This window comes from Streptomyces dangxiongensis, assembly GCF_003675325.1.
GTDB lineage: Bacteria > Actinomycetota > Actinomycetes > Streptomycetales > Streptomycetaceae > Streptomyces > Streptomyces dangxiongensis.
On record NZ_CP033073.1, the window covers coordinates 7,875,105 to 7,895,554 of the forward strand.

A 20,450-nucleotide genomic window follows, 5' to 3' on the forward strand; every position below is an offset into this window, starting at 1 on the left:
GCGCGGCCGAACATCTGGCGCTTGAGCATCTTGGTCCGGTTGACGTGCCCTTCCACGACGCCCGAGCTCCAGGGCAGAGTCAGGCCGGCGATGACGGCGTCGCGGTCGCGGTCGATGCCTGCGGCGAGGGTGTGGAGGCTGGGCAGGCCGTCCTGACGGACGGCGTCGAGCCAGCCGGGAGGCGCTCGCCTCGGCCCGCCGGCCAGGCGCCGCCAACCACAAGCGGCTCGGCCGGCTCGGCGGCCGCTCGCCCCTCGCCGCGGGATGCCGAAGCCGGGCCCGCGCTGACCTGCCGTGGTCGGGCCCATGGCCGGGGGCCTGGCGCTCGTGGCCTGCCCGATCGCATCACGTCCCAGCCGACGCCGGCGGCTGAGTGACCAGGCGCGAGCGGTCAAGCACCCGCCAAGGGGCCGGTGCCGCGCCGACCACCGCCTCCTCCGGCCGACTCTGTGGCGGCGTGCGGCGCGGGGTCGGCGTGTGGGGTCAGTTGGTGCGGTTGGACCAGCCCTCCGGAAGGTCTCCCGGGGCGATGGAGATGACGGTGTCATCGTCGGCGCCGACGTACTCGAAGAGGGTGATCTTCGCGAACTCGGGGACCACGTAGATCGGGTAGGTCGGCCCCTGGTCGCGGTACTTGCGCATCTCGTCCAGGTGGTCGTTCTGGTAGCAGACCGTGCGCTCGCCGTGCTCCTCCACCCAGTGCGGGAAGAAGATCACGCCGTGCAGGCGCCGCTTGGCGGGCATCACGTTGACGGCGACCGAGGTGCCGGTGGGCTCGTTCCAGGCGATCTTGTAGCTGTCGTCGTCCAGCTGGACGAGGTCGACCTGCTGGTCCTTGACCCAGCGACCGCCGACCATGCCGCTGTGGATGCGGTAGTCGATGGTGGTGGCGTTCTTCACGTACATCTCGTACTGCCAGCCGTTGGCGTAGGTGTAGATGAAGCGGTGGCCGACGATCCCGGCCAGGTCCTGCGGCGGGACAGGGTCCTGGACGGTGGTCTCGTGAGCTCCGTCACCGGTCATGTGGCTTCTCCTCGTGGTGCCGTCGTGGTGGTCGACGCATTCAGTTTGCCACAAAACTATTTTATGTCAAAACTAAATCTCGGGCATAATAGAGCTATGGACACCGCGACCGAGTTCGGCCGACTCATAGGCCCGCTGCGCCGGGCCGTACTGCGCACACGCCGCTCCGACGACCTGCCCGATCTCCCCGAGGCCCAGATCGAGCTGCTGCGGGCGCTCTCCGGTGCCGGCCCGCTCACCCCGCGCGAGGTCGCCGCCCGGCTGCGGGTCGCACCGTCCACCGTCAGCAACCTGGTCCGCACGATGACCGCCTCCGGCCTCATCGAGCGCACGCCCTCGTCGACAGACCTGCGCACCGTCCACCTCGCGGCCTCCCCCCGGGCCCTCGACCTGCTGGACCGCTACGACCGCGTGAGTACCGGCGCGCTGCAGGGCGCACTGGACCAGCTCACCCCACAGAGCCGAGAAGCCCTCGACAGGGCCCTGCCCGCACTCGCCGAGTTGCTCGCCACGCTGGAGGGCGAAGGCGAACGGGCATGACAGGGGCCCAACCCCAGGAGGTGGTTCGGGGGCACTTCGACGGCCGGCACCGGGCTGTTGCTCCCGCACCGCATGCGGCTCCGGCCACGGCTGGTCACCGGTGGCATCGCGGAGGCGGCCCAGGACTGATCCAGTTGCATAAGAGTAACTCTACGAGTGAATAGCATGCACTTGTTGTTAATCATCGTGCGGCCTACCTTCGAGGTGCGGGCACGGGACGAGCCCCCCCGCAGTCACCGAACCCCAGGAGCCCGCCATGAGCACCACCATGCCTTTCGCCGCCGGCACGTCGCTCCTCGCCGACGTGACGTCCCTGGTGCGGACCGCCGGGCGCACCCTGCTCGACCGCCGCACCCCGCACGCCCGGGGTGTGAGCCTGGACGAGATCGTCGACGAGATCCACGCCAACGACGACGCGGTGCTGGATGTGCTGCGGGAGCCGCTGCTGCGGACCCGGCCCGGATCGCGGTGGGCCGAGGACGAGCTGGCCGGCGGCGCGCTCCCGCCCGGGGAGTGGTGGGTCGTCGACCCCGCCGAGGGCAACATCAACCACGTCCACGCCATGGAGGACTGGGCCGTCACCGCCACCCTGGTCCGCGACAACCAGCCGGTGCTCACCGTGGTCCACCTGCCGCTGACCGGCGAAACCTACACCGCCGTCGCCGGCGGCGGCGCCCACCTGGACGGCCGGCCCCTGAAGGTGTCCGCCAAGACCGACCTGGGCGCGACACTCACCGGCACCGGTCAGGCCAGGCCCGGCGAGGACATGCGCACCTTCCGGCGGATCGGCGAGTCGGTCACCGCCATGCTCGCGAGCGGACTGGTCGTACGCGTGTCCGTTCCCGCCACGATGCAGCTCATCCACGTCGCCGCCGGACGCATGGACGCCTTCTGGCAGTTCTCCGACGTCCGCTCGGGCCTGGTCGCCGGTGCCCTGCTGGTGTCCGAGGCCGGGGGCACCGTCACCGATCTGGCGGGCGAACCGTGGAGCACGGCCGGCCGGGACTTCCTGGCCGCCGCCCCCGGCGTCCACACCGCCGCCCTGGCAGTCCTTTCGCCGATCGCCTGACCGTCGAAGCGACCGGCATCGTTCCTCCAGCCCGACTCTAGTAGTCCGCGACATCACCGGCGCCGGTTGTGTCGGGGAAGTCCACGTACACCACGCCGATGTTCTTGGTGCCGATGGGATTCAGGTACTGGGTGTAGTCGGTGTTCTGGCCCTCGTTGAGCGCGGTTCCCTGTCCCCGCAGCGCACACGGCGAGGTGCTCCCGTTGACAGCGTGGGCGCGCTGGGCAGGGACGACGGCCAGGGCGAGCAGGATCACCAGGGCACCGAGGACGGCCCAGGGCTGCGGGCGCTGCATTCGGCGGATCGAGAAGCGCATGGAATACCTGTTTCGGCGCGTGGGGGGCTTCGGTCGCGGTCCGGGTGCGGTCTCCGGGGGTGCTGCGACATCCGCCAGAGCACACCGGCGTCGGCCGGGTACGGGGGAGATAAGTCAGTCGGACGCGTCGGCCGGCGGAAGGCGCTGCTGAGAACAAATCAGGTGTCTCCGACGTCGACCCGCACGTGCCCTCGCAGCGCGCTGGTGCTACAGCGTTCCCAGCCTGTCCGAAGTGACCGCGCCGCGCCCTGACGAGAGGAAGAACTCACCCGCACGAAGGCCCGGCGGGAAGTAGGTGCGAAAGTGTTCGGGTGTCGCGGGCGAGGCTGTCTGCGCTACCGACGGTGGCGAGCGCAGTGACGAACTCGCGGGTACAGCGCATCGGATGACCTCCCGGGCGGGCCCTGATCCGAGGACCGTGCTGGTTCTGCCCACGCACATCCGCACCCACTCCGCCCGCCTACGTCATCCCCGTCAGCCGACCGCCCGCGTCACGGTGTCCGCACTCGGCCCCGGCGCCGCCCTCCTCCCGTGGGGCACCGCCGGGGCCCGCGGTCGGCGGGGGTGCGGACTTCGAGTTCGGTGCGGAGCTGGGGGACGAGCATGAAGCGCGGGGTCTGGTACTTCGGCTTGCCGCCTCGGGTGCGGCAGGTGCCTCCCGCGGGGGACGGCACAGGTGGGGCAGTCGAACTGTTCGACGGCGGCGGCCGGTTCGGCGACCTCTGGCATGTCGCAGAACCTGTCGCAATGGGCATTGAGCCCTTCCCGGTAAGCGCCCGTCGCTCGCTGTGATGGCGAGGTTGGCGCTGCGGTCCGTGTGGCCCCCCAAGTCCGGACAGGCGTCATTCGGGGCCTCGGCCGGGGGTAGTGCCTTGTCGACGAGGCTCACTGGGAGGGCCCGTCCGACGGCCACACCCGCGCGGTGACCACCGGCGGCGACGCCGGGGCCGGTGATAGCAACGTCATCCCGCTCCGCCGCCGCACAGGTCGAGGTCGAACTCATGCCGCTGTCGCGGCCTCGACCGTCGCGGTGTCCTTCGCGGACTGGGAGTCGATCACCCCGCCGTCGGCTCCGCATCCCGGCCCGCTGTTTCACGGGTCGCGCGGAGCCGGTCGGGCAGCTCGCTGGTCAGCCCCTGCTTCCCCCAGCGGTGAAGAACCGGTTGCACCGCTTTCCACGTCCAATAGTCCGCAGGCAGCGCAGGTCACTTCCCGCCTGGTCCCCGTGCCGTCACCTCACCCTGAGTCGTAGCTGCCGGATCACGAGGACGACCAGGGCGATCGCCAGCGAAAGGCCCATGGCGTCGAAGACTCCGACCGCCACGTAAGGCGCGCCGAGAAGCCGCGGAAGATTACCGAACAGTAGACAGAGCCCAATAAACAGTGGGTACATCCACCGGATGGCACCGCCGAAACGGTGCTTGGAAGCCGTGTTTGCCAGCTCCGCCTTGCCGCGGGACGTCAAGCGGAGGACAAGGCCGAAGATCACGAAAACCCCGCCGAGTCCGACAAGTAACCAGTCCTGGACCTGCAGCATGGTGCCCCCTTGTACGTCGGACGTCTCTGCGTAGGCCGCCGCTGGGTTGGGAGCATACAGCGGCGGGCAGGGGACTTTCCACGTTTCTGCAGGCCGCACACCGCGCGCTTGCCTGCGCATGAGCCTCTCCCGCGCGCCGCCCCCGGCCCCAACGGCAAGGACCTCTGGCGGTCCGGAAAGCACAAGCACAAGGGGGCAGACCGGACACGGTCCGGTGAGGGGCTGCGGTCTCTCAGTAGCACTCGTTCGTGCGAGTTGGGAATGGGGTCGTTCGCCGCGAGCCAGGCCCGGACGTCTCCCGCCTCCCGTTGGCGCCCGAGCCTGAGGAGTATGCCCGCCTGCAAGCCCAGCACAAGAGCGAAGTGGTGGAAGGAACTGCGCAGGCATGGCCGTCACGAGCCTGCGTTAGATCTCCACTGCTTCTCCTGTCGCGCTCGCAGCGCTCCAGACAGGTCCTGCTGTGCTTCATGGCGCACCCATGCCCAAGCGGTCAGCGAGGGAAGATCGGCAGTACGCCGATGGTGCTGTCCCACCACGTCCGCAACAAGGAAGAACTGCTCGTCCTGCTGATGGACGACTACGCTGCGCGGACGCTGCACCGACCCGAACTGCCTGCCCAGCCCCGTGAGCAGATCGTCGTCGCCGCCGCGATCCACGAGGCACTCGTTGCCTGTCCCTGGATCGTGGAGGTACTGACCGCCGACGACCTGATGTCCGCATCCGCCCTCTGGTTCGTCGAGCAGATCGTCGACGGCCTGGTCGCATGCGGCCTGCCCCCCCCACCAGGCCGTAACGGCTATCGCGCGCTGGTAATGACAGTGGTCCAGAGGTCGTTTGCGGGGCTGACATCAATGCCTGACACCATCAGTGGCGGGCGGCGGCGGTCGGCCAAGGACCACCTGCGCAGGCAAGCGGCCCGGAGGCGGCAGAGGAGACCTGCTGTCGATGCTCGTGACTCCCCACAGCGCCCACGATGCCCTGCCGGACCAGGAAGTCCGTGAACCAGTCGAGCCGGACCTCGCCATGACAGCACGGGCGTTCGACAGTGCGCATGATCGATGCTGTGCGACGATCCTCGGTGACACGAGGAGGAGCCAGTGAGGTTGCGCAACGTCTCACCGGACGATGTCGATGCCTATGTCCGGATGCGATGCGATCCCGTCATGATGGCCGACCTCGGCGGCCCCCAGCCGCGCGAGGAGATGGCGGCCAAAGTTCGCCGGGATGCCGAGCAGGCGGCCGCCGACCTGGCTTGGTTCAAGATGATCGTCCCCGATCCGGCCGCCCCCGAGGTAGTGGCGGGAACGGTGACCCTCTGGTCCCACAACGCCGATGACGGCCCGATCTCCGAGATCGGCTGGATGGTTCTCCCCCAGTTCCAGGGGCAGGGGCTGGGCAAGCGTGCCGTCCGCGCTCTCCTGGAGCAGGCCCGCGACGAGGACCGCTGGGGAGTCGTGCACGCCTTCCCGGCAACGAGCAACGCCGCCTCGAACGGCATCTGCCGCTCGGTCGGCTTCCGCTTCGTCTCAGAGGCCGACGTGACCTTCGCCGGGCGGATCTTCAAGACCAACCACTGGTCCGTGGACCCGCGAATGGACCTGACCTGACAGGTTCGTCGCGCCGCACGGGGGCAAGGCTCGCCACCGGCGAAGCCACCCACGACCTTCACCTCCTGCTGGAGACGGTCGGCATCCGGTAGCGGCCTTCGTGCTCCCACGGCCACACCATGCGCGTTGGAGCTGCCCAACTGCACGCCCACAACCGCACCCGAGCCCTGACCGGGCCGCGCAACCTGGGCGTGCGTGCGATAACTGCGGGGCAACGCCGCCTCGCCAACGACCTGCGCGAGCGGCGCCATCACACACGATGCCGACGGAGCCACGCTGCGCATGGCCCTTGCATTCAGTTCTTCAGTGGCCAGGTCACCGAGATCTTCGAAGGTGAAATCCCAGCGTGAACCCCGAGGTTGCCGGCCGCTGTCGTCCTAGCGCGGGTCACCGTCCACCCCTGGCGCGGGGCCGCCTCGACGGCCGCGACGCCAGCAAGGACCGCGTGTGTGTGGGCAGGGTTCAGTTCACGGGCTCGGTATCAGGTCGGCCAGCGGAAATGCCGTCGCGTCTTCCGGGGGGCGTGACAGGTGCAGCATCGCGTGGAAGTAGCCGTCAACCTCCTTCCCGTTCGGGTCACCGCCGGCCCCGGTCACCGCTTGGACGGCGTATCGCTGTTCGTCCGCGTCGGTGAAGCGCCGTTGCGGGAATGTGTGTGTGGTGACCTCCTCGGTGACCAGGCCGTTCGAGGCCAGGCATGCGGCGATGGACTTGTAGGAGGTGGTGCGCAGCACGAACGCCGCGACCCACACCGGGTCCTGGGCACAGGCCAGGATCGGTTGGAAGGTGCGGGGGGACAGAAAGGTCGCCCCTCCGGTGATCGTGATCAGGCGGGCGTGCCGCGCGGCACGGAGCAGGGACGCAGAGGGCGGCGCGGTTTCGAGGTTCTCGGCGAAGCCTTGTCCCAGCAGCCCCACCTCGCATGCGTAGGAGATGGCGTTCGCGGCCATGTCCAGTCCGATCACCCGGGCCGGGTCAGGGCGCCGACGAGCGGCGTAGTAGCTGCGGTCCCATTCGATCAGTTCGGCTGTAGTGAGCGCGGTGGCCTCCGGCGAGGTGTAGTGGGCGTAGAGGTCGTCCAGTGTCACCGCATGGTTGAGGAGGGCGGCGTTGATGCCGTACGAGCAGCAGATGTCCAGCACGGTCACCGGCTCCGCCCCGCGGGCCGTCCGCGTGCGGGCCGCGACCGCCCGCCGGAAGACGCCCTGTCCGTGATGGGGTGCCTGGTACTCCAGTGGGCCCAGTGCACGGAAATAGGCCCGGGGATCCGGCTGATCGTAGCTGTCGTCGAACGCCGCCATGCCCTCCGGGACGGGAAGCTGCGACGCCTGGGAGCTGTCACCGGCGATGTTCCCGTGTCCCCTGTTCCGCATACCGCTCATGCCGGTTCCCCTCACACAGGTTCAGGTCCGCTGTCCGGTCAGAGTCGGTGACCCCAGGGCAGTAGGGGAAGAAGGCGCGGAAGGAACCGGCCACGCAACACCGGTCCGCGCGGCGCTGCGGGGTCCGGTCGGTGCGGGGTGGGCCGGCCCGGGTGGTGCGGGTCACTCGCCGAGCAGCGACACCTGCCGGATGTTCGACGTGCGGTCAGAGAGCCAGGGCCTCGCGGAGGGTGGGGCGGCACTGGATGACGTCGTCGATGCCGACGAGCTGCAGGACCCGCAGGACGGAGTCGGTCGGTGCGGCCAGGCGGAGCCAGCCGTCGGCCTCGGTGACGGTCTGGTGGGCGTTGACGAGGATGTTGATGCCGCTGGAGTCCATGAAGGTGACCCGGAGCATATCGATCACGATGCGGGGCCGGGCGGTGCCGGTGACCTCCAGGGCGTGCCGGAGCTGGTCGCCGGTGTGGTGGTCGATCTCCCCGGCCAGGGTCAGCACGCGGATGCCGTCCGTGGCGGTGGTCACGACCGACAGCCCGCCGGCCTGTTCGGCTTGCCCGGTGTCCGTCATTCGTCCTTCAGTCATTCGGTGATACTTGCACACCTAGACCTTTGGCCCGAAGTGCTGCCCTGCACGTCCGGGCGATGCTGCTGTGCCGGTGTGGAAGCCGGTGCAGGAGAGCGGAGCGTGTACCGCGCGGGCGTGGGTACACGCGAGGGTGTGAACGGGGTAGCGAAAGCGGGCCGTGATGGAACCAGCCCTGGTGAGTGAGGACGGCACCGCACCGGAGACTCCAACCCTCCATACCACGGTGGCCCTGGAAGGCGACGGCGCGGACATCGCCCAGGCCCGCCACCTGGCAGCGCAGTTCCTCACCCGGGCACGGGCCGAGCACAGTCTGCCCGTCTCGCAGCGCGCCGTAGACCTGACCCAGTTGGTGGTCAGCGAGTTGGTGACCAATGCCCGCAAGTACGCCCCCGGCCCGGTGCTGATGGATCTGCGTATCGTCGGAGACGTGGTCGAAGTGGTGGTGTGGGACTCCGGGCCGGTGATGCCGGTGGCCCGGGCCGCGGATGCCGGACGTGTGGGGCAGCACGGGCTGGAGATCGTGCTGGCAGTTGCTCAGGGCTTCGAGGTCCAGCGGGAGCCGGTCGGCAAACGCATCACCGCTCGCATCGCCTTGCTGGACGACCCCGGCGCTGCCCTCGCCGGGCGGAGCCCTCTCTAAGAGCGTCCGCCAGTAGGCCACGGACACGGCGGGTTGGGGTCATTGGGGCTGGCCGACGATGCCGTGCTCGGCGAGATCGGCGTGGGCGCGTCGTGCGGCACAGCCTCGCGAACCAGCGCGTACGAGTGAGCGTGGGTGCGGCGCGCCGGTTTCGCAAGGGTCTACTGGCGCTTTTTCAACTGCAGCTGGTGCAGGGGGAGACGCGTGATCGTTCACCGAAACCACTGTCGGGGCGCTGGTCGGCCGCCCGTCATGCCGGGTTCCGTCATGGGCTGCGGGATCCGGTCCGGCGAGGTGTGGTCCGCCTCCTGCCCGCTGCGGGTGGCCGTCCGCAGTGCCGTTCGCCGCGTTCCGGTCCGGAGCCTGCGTCGCGGTCGGCTTCGCCCCGGCCGCCGTCCCGTCCCTGTGCCGGGCGCTCCCGGCGCCGCCTGACGCTGTCGCGGGCCGACGGCCGGGCGGAGGCCCTGCCGCGTGTCGCCCCGCCGCGCCAGGCGTGCCGCCCCGCCGCCCGGCCGCCGTACCGGGGTGCGCCCGGCACGCACCCCGACCGGTCCCGCTCGCCGGGCCCCGCGCTCCGCTCAGCGCGCCGATAGTCCGCTCGGCCTGAGCCGGCCAGCCCACGGCACTCGGTAGTTGCGGTGACGGCTCACTTGCCGGGCAGCCGAGGTGACTGGGGACGGTGTGTCGAAGAGCCTTGATCTCGTGTGCTGCTGACAGAGGTAGGAGACCGGAAGATGGAGGCGGTCCGTGCCATTCGGACGATCACCGGCCTCAGTCTCTGGGACAGCGGCCTCTTGCTCGACAGCGCGCCAACCTCAGCCCCAGAACGGTAGGGCGGCGAAGGAGCCGCCCACGGGGCCCCGGACAGCCTGGTCGACCAGTTCCTTGACCCCGTCGGCGGGCACCGGCTCGCCCGGGGCTTCCTGGAACCAGCGCTGTGCCTCCTCCTTGGTGATCCCCTCGGGGCGGTCTCCGAGGTAGGGCCAGACGTAGACGGGGGGTGCCGGGCTCGCAGCGCCAGGAGTCGGCAAGTGTGCCGATGTCGACGGCGTCGTAGCCCAGGACGTCCAGAAGCCGGACGATCTCGGCCTTGGCGGCCGGGTCGTCCCCGGCGACGGGCAGGGCGCTGCGGTCCGGGGCGCCGGCGGGACGAGCCCGGCTCTGAACAGCCGGCGGTGGTCCATGTTGTGGAGCGTCTTGACGACACGGGAGTTCGCCAGGTGCCGCTGGAGCAGCTCGCTGGAGGTCACTTCCGCGCTGTCCAGTTCTGCGATGCGGCCATCGCGCTCCGGGTAGTAGTTCATCGTGTCGATCACGGTCTTCCCGGCCAGCGCGTCGGCGGGGAGCTTGTCGTAGGCGCTCATGGGGACGGTTGCCACCACCACGTCGCCTGCCTTCGCCGCCTCCTCCGTGGTGACCGCGTGGGCCCGGTCACCGAGTTGGGCGACCAGGTCGGCGAGGGTCTCGGGGCCGCGCGAGTTGCTCATGACGACATCGAGGCCGGCTGCGACGGCGAGGCGGGCGAGCGAGCTGCCGATCATGCCGCTTCCGATGAAACCGATGGTCTTTGTCATGGTGTCGAACCTCCAGGATCAACGCGCCCGGACGGCGCGTGGGTTAGGGCGGTGGATGGATTGATCTGTGTCACGGTGCGTCCGCTGCTACGAGTGGGCCGCGGCGGCCGACCGCCCACACGGTCAGGGCGAGGCATGCCAGGGCGGCACCGGTGAGCGTCACGGCTGTCCAGCCTCCGGCCTGCCACAGCAGGGAAGCGGCGGCCGATCCGATGGCGCCGCCGATGAAGTTGCTGGTCACCAGGGCGGTGTTGATCCTGTTTCGGGCCTGCCGCGACACGGCGAACAGCCGTGTCTGGTTGAGGATGGTCAGACCCATGACGGCGATGTCCAGCAGCACGATGGCCACCACGAGCACGAGGACGGAGTGGCCTGCGAGCGCGGCGGTACCGAACGCGACCAGGGCCAGGGCCCAGCCTGCTCCGGTGGCGGGCAGCGACCAGCCGCGATCCTGGAGCCGGCCCGCTCCCTGTGCGGCCATGGCGCCGGCCAGCCCGGCCAGCCCGAACAGGCCGATGATCGAGACCGGGTAGGAGAACGGCGGTGCGCTCAGCAGGAATGTCAGCGCCGTCCAGAACATCGTGAAGACGCCGAATCCGATGGCGCCCAGGACCAGGGTCCAGCGCACCATCCGCTCCTGCCGGACCACCCGGCCGACGGACGCGATCAGCGCCGGGTACGGCATGCGCAGCTTGGGCTCCATCGACGGGATCGCGCGGTGCAGCAGGAGGGCGAAGACCACCGCCGTAGCTGCCGCGACCACGAACACGGCGCGCCATCCAGCGATACTCGCGACCAGGCCGCTCACCGTGCGCGAGATGAGGATGCCGATCAGGATTCCGGAGGCGACCGTACCGACCACTCGGCCGCGTTCGCCGTCGGTGGCGAGGTCCCCTGCCAGTGGGGCGAGGATCTGGCCGGACACCGTGCCTACTCCCAGCGCGGCGATGGCCACGAGGAGTACGCCGATCGACGGCGCCAACGCGCATCCCACCAGTGCCACGGCCCCGATCAGCATCATCAGCGGGATGAGCCGGCGCCGGTCCATCACGTCGCCGAGCGGCACGATGAGCAGGATGCCGACCGCGTAGCCGATCTGGGTCGCGGTGACCAGCCATCCTGCCAGGGAGGCGGACGCGTGCAGGTCGCGCGCGATGAAGTCCAGCAGTGGCTGAGCCCAGTAGAGGTTCGCGACGGCCGCACCGCCGGCGATGGCGAACAGCAGCGTCAGCCCGCGGCTGATCCCCTGCTGCCGTTGCCGGGGCCCGGCCTCGCCAGGCCGGGCTGTGGCAGGCGGCACGGTGTTCTCGGGAGTGGACACGTGGTGCTGCTTCCTTGATCGAATGGGTTGCGTTCGAGTGGCTGCCCCGGGGACGGGACAACGGGTCGAGCGAGCGGATGCCGAAGAGCGGGGCGGATGCCACTTCACCGGGACTGCACCCCGCCGGCCCCACGACGCAGGGGTGGCCGGCGCCGTCGTGCGGCGGGCGGTTCCTCCCGCCACCACCGGGGCTCCATCCATGCAACAGCCTCGGTGGCTGATGAGGGAGAGCCTGATGACCCAGGTACTGGCAGGGCCTCCCAGTCCCGCCATGCCGGGCCTAGCCTCGGAGAATGGACAGGAGGAAAGAGATCCGCGAGTTCCTGACATTGCGCCGGGCAAAGATCACGCCCGAACAGGCGGGGCTGCCCGTCTTCGGCGGAGACGCCCGCCGTGTTCCGGGCCTGCGCCGCGAGGAAGTCGCACTCCTGGCCGGCGTCAGCGTCGACTACTACACCCGCCTGGAACGCGGTGACGCCCGAGGTGTCTCAGACAGCGTCCTGGACAACCTCGCGCGTGCTCTCCAGCTCAACGAGGCGGAGCGAACCCACCTCTTCGACCTGGTCCGCGCGGCGAACGCCACCACCCGGACCCGCCGGAAGGCTCGGCACCAGGTGCGCCCGGCCGTGCAGCGCATCCTCGACACGATGTCGACGCCCGCACTCGTATGGAACGGATACTTCGACACCCTCGCCGTCAACCGCCTGGGCCGCGCCCTGTTCTCACCGGTGCTGAAGGACCGGCCGCTGCCCGTCAACCACGCCCGGTACCTCTTCCTCGACCCAGGGGCCCATGAATTCTTCAGCGACTGGGAGACCACGGCCGACGACGCCGTCGCCTCCCTGCGTTGGCAGGCCGGCCGCAACCCCTACGACAAGACGCTGACAGAGCTCATCGGCGAACTGTCCACACGAAGCGAGTCCTTCGGTACCCGGTGGGCGGCCCACAACGTGCAGATACACCGCACCGGCGTCAAACGGCTTCAGCACCCTGTCGTCGGCGCCGTCTCCCTGCCCTACGAGTCGATGGCCATCGACGCCGACGCCGGCCTGACCCTCGTCGCCTACACCGCCGAACCCGGCTCCCCTTCCGAAGACGCCCTCGACTTCCTCGCCAGTTGGGCGGCCACCACGGATCCCGAGCAGACAGACGACCAGCCAGCCCCGGGACCCGACCCGCGGCAAGGGCGCTGAGACCGCCGGGGCCAGTCCCTCGACAGCCACACGAACGCCGCCGGTGCCCGTCGCCGCTGAGCCGGGTCGAACTCGACTGCCGTCAGTAGCGGCCACCCTGCGGCGTGGGCAGCGCGTCCAGTTCGGCCAGGTCCTCGGTGCTGAGTTCGATATCGGCCGATCCCGCGTTGTCGGCGAGGTACTTGGGGGTCTTGGTGCCGGGAATGGGGACGACGTACGGCCCCTGGGCGATCAGCCAGGCCAGCGCCACCTGGGCCGGAGTGGCCCCCGTCCGCTCGGCGATCTCCCGCACCTTGCCCGCGATGGCCAGGTTGACGCGCAGCGCCTCCTGCTGGAAGCGGGACAGCCGGCGCCGGAAGTCGTCCTCGGGCAGGTCGTCGAAGGAAGTGAACCGGCCCGTGAGGAAGCCCTTGCCCAGCGGCGAGAACGGCAGGAAGGCGATGCCCTGCTCCTGGCAGTAGGGCAGCACGTCGGTCATCCATTCCCTGGTCCACAGCGACATCTCCGACTGCACCGAGGTCACCGGGTGCACCGACTGTGCCCGCTTGATCTGGTCGACGGTCGCTTCGGACAGACCGATGTGCCGGGCCTTGCCCGCCGCGACGGTCTCCGCCATCGCACCCCAGGTCTCCTCGACGGGCACGTCCGGGTCGACGCGGTGCAACTGGTAGAGATCTACGTGGTCGGTGCCGAGCCGGCGCAGGCTCTCGTCGATCGATGTACGTACATGTTCGGGGCGCCCGTTGGGAACCGTACGGACCTCGCCCGGCCCGCCCACGCTTGCCAGACCGACCTTCGTCGCCAGAACCGCGCGCTCGCGATGGCCGCCGCTCAGGGCCCGGCCCACCAGTTCCTCGTTGATGTAGGGGCCGTAGACGTCGGCGGTGTCGAGCAGGGTGATGCCCAGGTCGAGCGCCTGGCGGATCACGGAGACCGACGTCTCGTCGTCGCGTGGCGCGGCCATGTCGTAGGCGAAACTCATGCCCATACAGCCCAGCCCCAGAACGCCGACTTCAGGACCCTTGCTGCCCATAGTGGTGGTACGCATACCGTTCTCATCCTCTCTGCCGAATCCGGGGGCGGCGGCCCCGTCGCTGACCGCCGGACACGATCCATGCAACCCCTCGCACGACTGGCGAGGGAGACCCTGAGAACCCAGGTACTGGCAGTTCCCCCCAGCACGACGACATGGACATAACCTCGGAATATGGACAGACGCCAAGAAGTCAGCGACTTCCTGAGCTCCCGGAGGGCCAAGATCACCCCGGAGCAGGCAGGGCTGCCCGCCTACGGCGGTGACGCGCGGCGTGTACCCGGACTGCGCCGTGAGGAGGTCGCCTCTCTGGCCGGTGTCAGCGTCGACTACTACACCCGCCTGGAGCGGGGCAACGCCCTTGGTGTTTCCGACGGCGTCCTGGACAACCTCGCTCGTGCGCTTCAGCTCAACGAGGCCGAGCGCACACATCTGTTCGATCTGGTGCGCTCCGCGGACGGCGCGGTTCCACCGAGCGAGACGCGCGCGCCGCAGATTCCGCCTGCCATCCTGCGCATTCTCCACGCCGTGGCCGGCCTCCCCGCATACCTCCGTACACCTCGCCTTGACACCCTGGCCGCCAACCAGCTCGGCCGCGCCCTGTTCTCACCGTTCATGCACGGCCGGTCGCTGCCTGTGAACAACGCCCGGTTCATCCTCCTGGACCCGCGTGCGGTCGATTTCTTCCCCGACTGGGACACCGTCGCCCACGACACCGTCGCCGCTCTGCGCTGGCAGGTCGGCCGTAACCCGCGTGACAAGGCGCTGGCCGAACTGGTGGACGAGCTGTCCGCGGGCAGTGAGCTCTTCCGTACGCGCTGGGCCGATCACAACGTGCGCATCCATCGCGGTGGCGTGAAGAGCATCCGCCACCCTGCCGTCGGCGACCTCACCGTGTCCTATGAGTCGATGACCGTCGACTCCGACGCCGGCCTGATTCTCACCGTCTACAGCGCCGAGCCCGATTCCCCGTCCGAGAAGGCCCTTCGTCGGCTGGCCGATTGGGCCGCCGCGGTCGAGGGCGAACAGAGCACCCAGGCTCCCACCGGCTGAGGCCCTGCCGCTCGGCGGGCGGCGGTCCGGTCGGTCGTCCCAGCAGCGTTCGCCGGCCGCTACGCGGGTGGTCCTGTCGCGGATCGTCGCGACAGGACCACCCGCGTACGGGGACGTCAAGCGCATCACGGCCCGCATCGCCCTGTCCGATGGCCCGGAGACCGCGGCGCCCGTGGAGTCGCTCGACGTGATCGCGCACATGCTCCAGAAGCGCCTCGGGGCGGTGTCGGTGTCCGGGCAACCGCAACGACTGCAAGGCATGGGGGCTGTCCGGCGCGAAAGGCCGCCGTCGGCCACGAACACAAGTGCGTCCTGGAACCGCCACGGACTGCCCTGGCGCCTCTCCCTGGGCCTTGCATCCGTCCGGGTCAGTCGTGGTGGCGGCGGGGCCGGGCTCCGGCGAGGGTGGAGTGGTGCCGACGTTTCTGTCGGCACCCTCCCCTGTCCCTGTTCAAGGAGCATTGTCATGTCTGATCGCAATACCCTCATCCGCAGCCTGCACGATGTGGGGCTGGCAGCCTGGTTCGGCGGCTCTCTCATGGGCGCGGTCGGTCTCAACGGGGCAGCGAAGGATCAAAGTGAGACGGCCCAGGCCGGTGCACGGATCGCCTCGTCAGGGTGGGCGAAGTGGACACCGGTCAGCGCCGCGGCCATCGGCGCGCACCTGTTCGGCGGCGGCGGACTGCTTGCGGTGAACGCTCACCGGGTCGCCGCCCAGAAGGGTGTGGGGGCCTCCACCACGGCCAAGACCCTCGTCACCGCTGCGGCCCTGGCCGTCACTGCCTACGCCCGGGTCCTGGGCAAGAAAGTCGAGCTGGCTTCCTCCTCCGACCCACAGGACGCCGAAAAGGCTGCCCAGCACCCCATCGACCTCGACAGCGCCCAGCGGCAGCTGGCCGTCGCGCAGTGGGCGGTGCCGGCCCTGACAGGATGCCTGGTGGTGCTCAACGCCCTGCACGGTGAGCAGCAGCGTCCCGAGGAGCAGCTCCCCGGCATGTGGGAGCGGGCTCGCTCCGCCGCCACCCCCTTCATCCCGCAACACTCTTGAGGGATCCGCTCGCGGCCGCGGGCCGGGCGCGGACCAGTCGATCAGCTCGGACACGAGCCGCGACTGTCTCCGATGCGGGAAAGCCCGTGCTGTGGAAGGCGGTGGGCGAGGACTGAAGCCCCGGGGCCGGCGGACTGGCAGTAGCCACTACGCGTCGCCGGCCTTGTCCCCCCCGCAGCCCCTGGGCGTGGACGCGGGCGCGCCTGAGGGGTGCCCCGGCCTGGTGGAGGCTGGTGAGTGCCTGCCGGTAGGAGGCGATCAGTCCGGTCTCCAGGTAGTCCACGCCCAGTTCCCCGCAGTAGCGGCGGACGATGGTCCGGGCCTTGCGTAGGTTGGGGCTGGGCATGCTGGGGAACAGGTGATGTTCGATCTGGTGGTTCAGCCCGCCCAGGGCGATGTCGGTGAACCAGCCGCCATTCACGTTGCGTGAGGTGAGTACCTGGCGGCGGAGGAAGTCCGGGCGGTTGTCGCCCTTCAGAATCGGCATGCCCTTGTGGTTGGGAGCGAAGAGGGAGCCGAGGTAGAGGCCGAACAGGCACTGGTGAACGCCGAGAAAGGCGATTGCCATGTCGGGCGGCAGGAACCAGAAAAGGACGGTCAGGTAGACCGCGCAGTGCACGAACAGCAGGGTGCCGTCGAGCGTCCGGTGCTTGAGCGAGCGGTTGGTCAGCGCCTTCCCGCTCGACACGTGCAGGTTGAAGCCCTCCAGTGTGAGGAGCGGGAAGAACAGAAAGGCCTGCCAGCGGCCGATCAGGCGGGGCAGTCCGGTGGCGGCCCGGGCCTGGTCCTGGGTCCAGACCAGCAGGTCGGGGTCGAGGTCGGGGTCGAGTTCTTCGTTGTTGGGGTTGGCGTGGTGACGGGTGTGCTTGTCCTGCCACCAGCCGTACCCCATACCGATACCCGCTGCGGCTATCCGCCCGGACACCTCGCTGACCCGGCGCCGGCGGAACACCTGCCGGTGGGCCACATCGTGAGCGACCAGGGCGACCTGGCCGAAGACAACGGCCAGGAAGGCCGCGACCGCCAGGGTCCACCAACTGTCGCCGACGAGTGCGAAGGCGGCCCACCCGCCGGCATAGAGCCCGGCCACCGTTGTGATCCGAAGCGCGTAATAGCCAGGCCGACGGCCCAGCAGCCCGGCGTCCGCGATCTTCCTCGACAACCGGGCGAAATCACTGCCGGAGGTTTCCGAGCGCGGGGGTCGCACCGTGGTACTCGTCATGAAGGTAAGGCTCTCTGCTAAGTGGGCAGGTGACTTGTAGCCGCCCTGGGAGCCGCTGAGACCGGTCTGGGCGGCGCGCTTCCTCGACCGGTGGCAAAGGCCCTCTTATGGAGGCGGGTTCCCTGCCAGGCAGGTCTCAGACAGTCGCGGAGCGCAGGGCTTCTGCGGTCGTGAGGGCGGTCGCCTACGCGGCGAAGGGCTCTGCGAGGCTTCAGCCGAACGATCGTCCTCGGTGCTTGCTGGGCGGGCTGCTCCTCGGTCTGCTCTCAGACCTGACCCTCATGACCGCGCTGGCCGTGGTCCTGCTCGTCTCCCAGACGCCCTCGTCCTGTCCGGACTCCAGCGCCCACACTGGAGGCACCGCTCGATCCGCGGCCAAGCGCGCCCGACACGAATGACCAGGCGGTGCTCACGAGCTTGCAACCGGTACCTAGGTACAGGTCTACCGTCGGTGGTGTCACCCCCTAGGGGACGTGATGACGGGAGTGAGTGCGATGAACGGCCTGGCGTGGGTGCCGCAGTCCTGCACGTTGCCCACCGAGGAGCGGCCCCCTATGGGTCGCGGAGTGGGATGCGTTGTTCTCCGAGCGTCTGACCTCGCTGTTCCGGCCCCAGCCGCTCCGTCTGCGCCTTGACCTGGTCGGCGGAGAGGGTGTGGAAGACCGGGTGCGGGACCTGGTGGAGCGCGAGAGCGGCTGCTGCTCGTTCTTCACCTTCACCACCACCCCCGACCAGGACCTGCTCCGTCTGGGCAGCTCATTGGACCAGGCGCACGAGGCGGTCCTGGACGCCCTGGCCGCCCGGACGGCCGCTGCCGGGGAGCAGCGGTGAGTACGGGCCTGCGCAGCGGGCAGGTCGCCGAAGCGGCCGGGGTGAACATCCAGACCCTGCGCTACTACGAGCGGCGCGGCCTGCTGGCCGAGCCGGAACGCACCAACAACGGTCACCGCCTCTATGGCGAGGACGCGGTCACCGCGCTGAGAGCGATCAAGCCGGGGTCGTCGGTGCCGGCGCCGGGGCGGTGGTGGGCTGGCTGCCCGCCCTCGCCGTCGTCCTGGCCGCGGCTCGCCGCTGGAACCTGGTGGCTCGGCCAGCGCCGCCGCTCCTGCTCCTGTGCGCCGAAGGCCGCAGGTGAGAGCGGATGCGGCTGCAAGACGTCCGCCGACCTGCTGGAGATCGGAGGCACGGGCCGTCGCTAGGCTCACCGATCACGATTGTCGCTCGTTCCGCTGCCCTGTTCGTCGCCGCCCTCTTCGAGATCGGCGGCGCGTGGCTGGTCTGGCAGGGCATCCGGGAGCACAAGGGCTGGATCTGGATCGGTGCCGGCGTCATCGCCCTCGGTGTCCATGGCGTGGTGGCCACCTGGCAGTCGGACGACGACTTCGGGCGAATCTCTCCGCGTACGGCGGGATCTTCGTGGCCGGGTCCGCCCAGGGCCTCACCCGCAGGCTCCAGGAACGGCTTGTCGCCGACCACCATGCCTCGCTCGGGCGACGCTCATCGCCCAGACCGACCGCGGCCTGTGACGCCTTCCTGTCGTGGGGATGGCAGGACACCGGGTCGATCCGCCGACCACCGGATCTCCCCACGGCCCTGCGGCCGTCGGACCCCGTGTTACTGCGGGCCCTGGTCCTGCCCACCGGCCCACGCACGGCCGCCCACCCGGACGGCACTGCCCACGAAAACCGCACCCCACGGCCCAGCCGACGACCACCGTAGTGCTCAGCGAACTCGCCGAGTTCGCTGCTGAGCACTAAAGTCGAGCAAGATCATGGCCCCTTCGCGGTTCACCCCGGAACCAAGGTCGGTGAAGGGCTGAGTAGGACGCTCAGAGCGGGGCAGGGGAGCGTTGGGCTCTTGTCGAGATTCCACCGTGGTCTCCCGGCGAGACGGTTGGGAGCACGGTGTGGCTGATCCGCAGATCGAGGCGATTGCCTCCGGGCGCTGCCTGGTCGCGAGGGTCGTCGGCGAGATGGATTACGTGACCGAGCCCGTGTTCCGCGCGCAGTTCACGGAACTGATCGCGCGGGGTGACCGCTTCATTGTGCTGGACCTGTCCGGCGTCTCGTTCTCCGACTCCGCCGGGCTGAACGTACTGCTCGGAGTGTGGCGACAGGCGGATGAGGGCGGGACTGTGGTGGTGCTGGCGCATGTGCCCGAACCGTTGCGGCGGATCCTCCAGATGACCGGTGCGGATCAGGTATTGAAGGTCTATGACACCGTCACCGATGCAGAAGCCGACTTCGGCGGCTGAGACACCTCATCGACGGCGAGTTCCACGAGTGCGCGAACGTGGAGGCCGGCTTCCGCAGGGTGCCGGAGCGGCTGGTCGAGGTCGACGATGTACGGTTGCGCCGTCCGTCCCGTCGCCGGCGCAGATAGCCGGCCTGTTCCAGGACGGTAAGGATGGCCTGGACCGTGCGTTCGGTGATCTCCCAGGCGGTGGCGATGGTGAGCAGCCGTGCATCCGGATCCTGCGCGATGATCCGCAGCACCCTTCGTGGTTGGTCAGGAAGGTCCACCGCCGGTCTGGGTGAGTCATCGCGATCAGTGACTTCAGGGTCCGGGCGATCCCATCCAGTCATGCTGGCGCGTGTCCTCGCGGAGCCGGCGGCGTTGAGCTTGCCGCCCAACCTCGGTGTGAGATCAGTCGAGCGAGTGGCTCTGTGGGCCAGCAGAGCCATTCGAAGAGAGGGCTGGTGACCGCGCCAGCCAGTCCGGCGGCGGGGGCCGGTGCCGCTCGCCCTGGCGCCACTCGGCCTGGCGGTGCTCTTCGTCCGCGATCCACCTGCGGGTGCGTGTGAGATCCCGGTCCTGCAGCGGAGCTGTGTGATGCGGTAAGCACTGGATCGGCCGCAAGTTCGATTTTAGGTCCCTGTGCCCCATCTCAGCGCTCGGGCCTGCGGGCAGACCCCTGACCTGCAGCCACCAGATCGGTTGAAACGCCCGGCCGCCGGGAACCACCGCTGATCTGGTCCAGCGCTCGCATGCCGGGGGCTGTCTCAGCCGGTCCGGTTCGGTTCTGCCGTTTCGCACTGGCAGGTCTCGTTTATGCCGATCCCTACGGCCACGGCTCAACGAGCGTGGGCGGGGACCGCGACCGCCGCGAGGCCACCGTCGGCCACGCCATCGTGCGCTACATCGTCTCCAACAGCATCCTCACCGTCACCGTCGTACGGCTCATCCCCGAGCCGTAGACCCCGGCTCACGGGCAAGGCCGGCGGGCGGAGCACGAGCGGCAGGCCGCAGTCGCGGCCCGGCATACGCTGCCGAGGACTGCCGCCGATTGCAGGCGGCTGCCGCCTG

General features: G+C 69.5%; 21 protein-coding genes and 3 pseudogenes. 14 read left to right on the forward strand and 10 right to left on the reverse strand.

What is annotated here, in order from left to right:
* Positions 1–483 precede the first annotated feature (483 nt).
* On the reverse strand, positions 484–1,023 hold the full coding sequence (locus tag D9753_RS35115) for a phenolic acid decarboxylase (protein ID WP_121790672.1): 540 nt from the start codon (positions 1,021–1,023) through the stop codon (positions 484–486).
* Between the two features lie 96 nt (positions 1,024–1,119).
* Here D9753_RS35115 and D9753_RS35120 point away from each other — a divergent pair, with 96 nt between their 5' ends.
* Both D9753_RS35120 and D9753_RS35125 read left to right on the forward strand, forming a co-directional pair.
* Complete coding sequence (locus D9753_RS35120) at positions 1,120–1,563, forward strand: MarR family winged helix-turn-helix transcriptional regulator (protein ID WP_121790673.1); 444 nt, start codon at positions 1,120–1,122, stop codon at positions 1,561–1,563.
* A 256-nt stretch (positions 1,564–1,819) separates the two neighbouring features.
* On the forward strand, positions 1,820–2,632 hold the full coding sequence (locus tag D9753_RS35125) for an inositol monophosphatase family protein (protein WP_121790674.1): 813 nt from the start codon (positions 1,820–1,822) through the stop codon (positions 2,630–2,632).
* 37 nt (positions 2,633–2,669) lie between these two features.
* Here the strand turns inward: D9753_RS35125 and D9753_RS35130 are convergent, their stop codons facing one another.
* Both D9753_RS35130 and D9753_RS35140 read right to left on the reverse strand, forming a co-directional pair.
* Positions 2,670–2,948 (reverse strand): hypothetical protein, encoded by a 279-nt coding sequence (locus D9753_RS35130; RefSeq protein ID WP_121790675.1) that lies wholly within the window; start codon positions 2,946–2,948, stop codon positions 2,670–2,672.
* A 1,231-nt stretch (positions 2,949–4,179) separates the two neighbouring features.
* Positions 4,180–4,485 carry a hypothetical protein gene (locus D9753_RS35140; protein WP_121790676.1) on the reverse strand — a complete coding sequence of 102 codons (306 nt, stop codon included), beginning with the start codon at positions 4,483–4,485 and terminating at the stop codon, positions 4,180–4,182.
* A gap of 467 nt (positions 4,486–4,952) precedes the next feature.
* On the opposite strand from D9753_RS35140, the pseudogene D9753_RS35150 reads away from it, so the two are divergent.
* Both D9753_RS35150 and D9753_RS35155 read left to right on the forward strand, forming a co-directional pair.
* Positions 4,953–5,294, forward strand: a pseudogene (locus tag D9753_RS35150) (TetR/AcrR family transcriptional regulator); the annotation flags it as partial.
* Positions 5,295–5,582: 288 nt separating this feature from the next.
* On the forward strand, positions 5,583–6,092 hold the full coding sequence (locus D9753_RS35155; RefSeq protein WP_121790677.1) for a GNAT family N-acetyltransferase: 510 nt from the start codon (positions 5,583–5,585) through the stop codon (positions 6,090–6,092).
* A gap of 467 nt (positions 6,093–6,559) precedes the next feature.
* Here the strand turns inward: D9753_RS35155 and D9753_RS35160 are convergent, their stop codons facing one another.
* Complete coding sequence (locus tag D9753_RS35160; RefSeq protein ID WP_338058001.1) at positions 6,560–7,474, reverse strand: hypothetical protein; 915 nt, start codon at positions 7,472–7,474, stop codon at positions 6,560–6,562.
* Positions 7,475–7,679: 205 nt separating this feature from the next.
* On the reverse strand, positions 7,680–8,057 hold the full coding sequence (locus tag D9753_RS35165; protein WP_240468382.1) for an STAS domain-containing protein: 378 nt from the start codon (positions 8,055–8,057) through the stop codon (positions 7,680–7,682).
* Positions 8,058–8,220: 163 nt separating this feature from the next.
* Between D9753_RS35165 and D9753_RS35170 the strand changes: the two genes are divergently transcribed.
* Both D9753_RS35170 and D9753_RS35175 read left to right on the forward strand, forming a co-directional pair.
* Positions 8,221–8,700 carry an ATP-binding protein gene (locus tag D9753_RS35170; RefSeq protein WP_121791458.1) on the forward strand — a complete coding sequence of 160 codons (480 nt, stop codon included), beginning with the start codon at positions 8,221–8,223 and terminating at the stop codon, positions 8,698–8,700.
* Positions 8,701–9,404: 704 nt separating this feature from the next.
* The gene (locus D9753_RS35175; RefSeq protein WP_276209454.1) at positions 9,405–9,533 is read left to right on the forward strand and encodes a ribosomal protein L7/L12; all 129 of its coding nucleotides are present in this window, start codon (positions 9,405–9,407) and stop codon (positions 9,531–9,533) included.
* Here D9753_RS35175 and D9753_RS35180 read toward each other — a convergent pair.
* Both D9753_RS35180 and D9753_RS35185 read right to left on the reverse strand, forming a co-directional pair.
* Positions 9,516–10,274 carry an NADPH-dependent F420 reductase gene (locus D9753_RS35180; RefSeq protein ID WP_338058002.1) on the reverse strand — a complete coding sequence of 253 codons (759 nt, stop codon included), beginning with the start codon at positions 10,272–10,274 and terminating at the stop codon, positions 9,516–9,518. The genes D9753_RS35175 and D9753_RS35180 overlap by 18 nt on opposite strands.
* A gap of 70 nt (positions 10,275–10,344) precedes the next feature.
* Positions 10,345–11,595, reverse strand: coding sequence for an MFS transporter (locus D9753_RS35185; RefSeq protein ID WP_205614338.1), 1,251 nt, complete (start codon positions 11,593–11,595; stop codon positions 10,345–10,347).
* Positions 11,596–11,888: 293 nt separating this feature from the next.
* Between D9753_RS35185 and D9753_RS35190 the strand changes: the two genes are divergently transcribed.
* Positions 11,889–12,788, forward strand: coding sequence for a helix-turn-helix domain-containing protein (locus tag D9753_RS35190; RefSeq protein WP_121790680.1), 900 nt, complete (start codon positions 11,889–11,891; stop codon positions 12,786–12,788).
* Positions 12,789–12,870: 82 nt separating this feature from the next.
* Here the strand turns inward: D9753_RS35190 and D9753_RS35195 are convergent, their stop codons facing one another.
* Positions 12,871–13,836, reverse strand: a complete 966-nt coding sequence (locus D9753_RS35195; protein WP_121790681.1) for an aldo/keto reductase — start codon at positions 13,834–13,836, stop codon at positions 12,871–12,873.
* A gap of 159 nt (positions 13,837–13,995) precedes the next feature.
* Here D9753_RS35195 and D9753_RS35200 point away from each other — a divergent pair, with 159 nt between their 5' ends.
* Complete coding sequence (locus D9753_RS35200) at positions 13,996–14,874, forward strand: helix-turn-helix transcriptional regulator (protein WP_121790682.1); 879 nt, start codon at positions 13,996–13,998, stop codon at positions 14,872–14,874.
* A gap of 466 nt (positions 14,875–15,340) precedes the next feature.
* On the forward strand, positions 15,341–15,922 hold the full coding sequence (locus tag D9753_RS35205) for a hypothetical protein (protein WP_121790683.1): 582 nt from the start codon (positions 15,341–15,343) through the stop codon (positions 15,920–15,922).
* Between the two features lie 190 nt (positions 15,923–16,112).
* Here D9753_RS35205 and D9753_RS35210 read toward each other — a convergent pair.
* Positions 16,113–17,144, reverse strand: a pseudogene (locus D9753_RS35210) (fatty acid desaturase family protein); the annotation flags it as partial.
* 576 nt (positions 17,145–17,720) lie between these two features.
* On the opposite strand from D9753_RS35210, the gene D9753_RS36830 reads away from it, so the two are divergent.
* The 4 genes and pseudogenes from D9753_RS36830 (at position 17,721) to D9753_RS35230 (ending at position 19,398) form a co-directional block, all read left to right on the forward strand.
* A complete protein-coding gene (locus D9753_RS36830) occupies positions 17,721–17,975 on the forward strand; it encodes a hypothetical protein (RefSeq protein WP_163010555.1) in 255 nt (84 codons plus the stop codon).
* Positions 17,972–18,343 carry a MerR family DNA-binding transcriptional regulator gene (locus tag D9753_RS38490; RefSeq protein WP_121790685.1) on the forward strand — a complete coding sequence of 124 codons (372 nt, stop codon included), beginning with the start codon at positions 17,972–17,974 and terminating at the stop codon, positions 18,341–18,343. The genes D9753_RS36830 and D9753_RS38490 overlap by 4 nt, the downstream gene beginning before the upstream one ends.
* 8 nt (positions 18,344–18,351) lie before the next feature.
* A pseudogene (locus D9753_RS35225) lies at positions 18,352–18,572 on the forward strand (YnfA family protein); the annotation flags it as partial.
* Positions 18,573–19,050: 478 nt separating this feature from the next.
* On the forward strand, positions 19,051–19,398 hold the full coding sequence (locus tag D9753_RS35230; protein WP_163010883.1) for an STAS domain-containing protein: 348 nt from the start codon (positions 19,051–19,053) through the stop codon (positions 19,396–19,398).
* Here the strand turns inward: D9753_RS35230 and D9753_RS35235 are convergent.
* Entirely contained in the window at positions 19,367–19,639 is a 273-nt protein-coding gene (locus tag D9753_RS35235; protein WP_240468384.1) for a hypothetical protein, read from the reverse strand. The two genes, D9753_RS35230 and D9753_RS35235, sit on opposite strands and share 32 nt — an antisense overlap.
* Positions 19,640–20,131: 492 nt before the next feature.
* Here D9753_RS35235 and D9753_RS39130 point away from each other — a divergent pair, with 492 nt between their 5' ends.
* Positions 20,132–20,341 carry a hypothetical protein gene (locus tag D9753_RS39130; RefSeq protein WP_121790688.1) on the forward strand — a complete coding sequence of 70 codons (210 nt, stop codon included), beginning with the start codon at positions 20,132–20,134 and terminating at the stop codon, positions 20,339–20,341.
* Positions 20,342–20,450: the final 109 nt, after the last annotated feature.

Bases quoted from the DNA above. Each gene is read 5' to 3' on its own strand.
- D9753_RS35200 (WP_121790682.1), top strand. From the start codon at position 13,996: ATGGACAGACGCCAAGAAGTCAGCGACTTCCTGAGCTCCCGGAGGGCC.
- D9753_RS35190 (WP_121790680.1), top strand. From the start codon at position 11,889: ATGGACAGGAGGAAAGAGATCCGCGAGTTCCTGACATTGCGCCGGGCA.
- D9753_RS35165 (WP_240468382.1), bottom strand. From the start codon at position 8,057: ATGACTGAAGGACGAATGACGGACACCGGGCAAGCCGAACAGGCCGGC.
- D9753_RS35130 (WP_121790675.1), bottom strand. From the start codon at position 2,948: ATGCGCTTCTCGATCCGCCGAATGCAGCGCCCGCAGCCCTGGGCCGTC.
- D9753_RS35195 (WP_121790681.1), bottom strand. From the start codon at position 13,836: ATGCGTACCACCACTATGGGCAGCAAGGGTCCTGAAGTCGGCGTTCTG.
- D9753_RS35180 (WP_338058002.1), bottom strand. From the start codon at position 10,274: ATGACAAAGACCATCGGTTTCATCGGAAGCGGCATGATCGGCAGCTCG.
- D9753_RS35160 (WP_338058001.1), bottom strand. From the start codon at position 7,474: ATGAGCGGTATGCGGAACAGGGGACACGGGAACATCGCCGGTGACAGC.
- D9753_RS35115 (WP_121790672.1), bottom strand. From the start codon at position 1,023: ATGACCGGTGACGGAGCTCACGAGACCACCGTCCAGGACCCTGTCCCG.
- D9753_RS39130 (WP_121790688.1), top strand. From the start codon at position 20,132: ATGCCGGGGGCTGTCTCAGCCGGTCCGGTTCGGTTCTGCCGTTTCGCA.
- D9753_RS35140 (WP_121790676.1), bottom strand. From the start codon at position 4,485: ATGCTGCAGGTCCAGGACTGGTTACTTGTCGGACTCGGCGGGGTTTTC.
- D9753_RS35125 (WP_121790674.1), top strand. From the start codon at position 1,820: ATGAGCACCACCATGCCTTTCGCCGCCGGCACGTCGCTCCTCGCCGAC.
- D9753_RS35170 (WP_121791458.1), top strand. From the start codon at position 8,221: ATGGAACCAGCCCTGGTGAGTGAGGACGGCACCGCACCGGAGACTCCA.
- D9753_RS35205 (WP_121790683.1), top strand. From the start codon at position 15,341: ATGTCTGATCGCAATACCCTCATCCGCAGCCTGCACGATGTGGGGCTG.
- D9753_RS35120 (WP_121790673.1), top strand. From the start codon at position 1,120: ATGGACACCGCGACCGAGTTCGGCCGACTCATAGGCCCGCTGCGCCGG.